The sequence below is a fragment of the Collimonas silvisoli genome (genome assembly GCF_018305005.1).
GTDB lineage: Bacteria > Pseudomonadota > Gammaproteobacteria > Burkholderiales > Burkholderiaceae_D > Collimonas > Collimonas silvisoli.
Genome location: NZ_JAGQEG010000209.1, coordinates 1 through 2,051 on the forward strand (window position 1 = coordinate 1; position 2,051 = coordinate 2,051).

The following is a 2,051-nucleotide window of genomic DNA, read 5'->3' on the forward strand; positions in this document are numbered from 1 at the left end:
CTTGACACATTTTGGTGCAAATAATATCTTGTAAATCGATTTAGTAAATCGATTTACTAATTCTAGCACAGGAAGAAAATAGGGAAATAATATTACCGTAGGACAATTTTATAATGTTGCAATAAGGCAACTCAAGCTCGGGAATTCGATGCCGTCGGTACGATGATCACTGGTAGTTAGATCATGGGCACCGCCCTGCTGGAGTTATGGTTGTACGATCAAGATGGTGATTACGATGGGCTGGACTGGACTTGTTTTCTCGTCCGTTCGACCTGGGTCGGTTTGTGACCTGCTTCATCCGGCACTAAAGCTGAAGATGTGGCTCGCCTCATGTTCAACTATCTTGCATTGCTACTTGCCATGCTGATATTTTTGGTCCTTTTCACAGTGTTATCCTTGGCACTACCCCGCATGATGCACCCCCGCTTAAACAGGAACCAATGACCACCATTCAAGATGTCGCTGCGCGGGCGAAGGTTTCCGTCAGCTCGGTATCCAATGTTCTCAACGGCAGAACCGATCGCCTCGGAGCCGCAGCCTTCGAACGCGTAGAGGCTGCGATCCGCGAACTCGACTATCATCCGAACCAGATTGCCCGGCAGCTTAAAACGGGACATATCCCTATGCTCGGCCTGCTGGTGCCGTCGACCGCGAACCCGATGTACGGGCATCTGGCCTTGCAGATCGAATCGGTAGCCAAAGAGCAATATGGCTATCGGGTATTACTCGGCAATACCTATCGCGACAAGGATCAGGAAAGCCGCATGTTCGATGATCTGATGTCGTTCGGCGTCCGTGCGGTCATCCTGGTATCGTCCTGGACCGACGAACGATATATGGACGCAGCGATCAGTCGCGGGCTGGCAGTGGTCAGCTATGACCGTCGTGCGTATCCTGACGAAAATTCCTTCATCGATCATGTTTCGCCGGACAACTTCCGTGCCGCATTCATGGCTGCCCGCCATCTGATCGAGCTTGGCCATACCCGCCTGGCGTTTCTCAGTCCGGCCAGCAAAACCAACAGTCGCACCAATAAAATCGCTGGTTTCCTGGCTGCCGCACAAGAAGCCGGCCTGGAGAATTCGGCACAAATCATTGATGGTCCCGGTAGTGCCGAGTACGCCGATTCGGCGTTGGCCGAGCTCGGATATGAAATGGCGGCACATTTGCTGGATCAACCGCACCCTCCGACCGGTGTCGTGACCGTCAACGACATGATGGCGATCGGTCTGATGGCCGGTCTGCGCAATGCGGGTCTATCAGTCCCTGAACAAGTTTCCGTCATCGGTATAGACGATCTGATTCTCTCGAAATACTCCAATCCACCCTTGACGACGGTGCGATTGCCGATTGAAGAGATGGCGCAAACGATGGTGCAGCGCGTCATGCTGCGACTGTCTCAGCCTCAGCTTGCGCCTGAGGAATTTCTGTTCGAACCGAGTTTGATCATGCGTGGCTCAGCCGGTGCGCCGCCGGCGCCCACTCCAGTATCTGTTTAGCACCGGGATAGTCCCTAAATTTCCATAACCCTTGTATTAAGCAAGAATGACTACTATTTTTCTCGCCTACTCGCCGCAATCGTTACCCCACTATTACGGTGACAATGCACTTGCACAATTGCAGATGCTTGCTGACGTGCGCCTCAACCGCAGCGACGCACCGATGACGCCGGAAGACCTGATACGGCAAGCGCAGAATTGCCAGATCATTGTGTCGTCGCGAATTCCCGAAGTGCCTGCCGCAGTGTTCGACAACTTGCCGAATTTGCTTGCCTACTGCCGCTGCGCTGTCGACATCCGCAATATCGATGTCGAAGCGGCCAACCGCAACGGCGTACTCGTCACACGAGCTACGCCAGGATTTTCCGGTTCGGTGTCTGAATGGATCATCGGCGTCATGATTGACCTGAGCCGTGACATCAGCCGCACCAGCTACGCATATCGGCGCGGCGAAGAGCCGCATATCCGAATGGGGCGCGAACTGCGCGGAGCGACGCTAGGCATAGTCGGCTACGGCACGATTGCCGTATATCTCACCAAAATCGCGTCGGC

General features: G+C 53.9%; 2 protein-coding genes. Both read left to right on the forward strand.

Going from position 1 to position 2,051, the window contains the following annotated elements; genetic code table 11:
• The first annotated feature begins 440 nt into the window (after positions 1 to 440).
• Positions 441 to 1,499 carry a LacI family DNA-binding transcriptional regulator gene (locus tag KHU33_RS25990; protein WP_211468425.1) on the forward strand — a complete coding sequence of 353 codons (1,059 nt, stop codon included), beginning with the start codon at positions 441 to 443 and terminating at the stop codon, positions 1,497 to 1,499.
• A gap of 46 nt (positions 1,500 to 1,545) precedes the next feature.
• On the forward strand, positions 1,546 to 2,051 hold a 506-nt coding region (locus tag KHU33_RS25995; RefSeq protein WP_268907152.1), incomplete at its 3' end, for an NAD(P)-dependent oxidoreductase.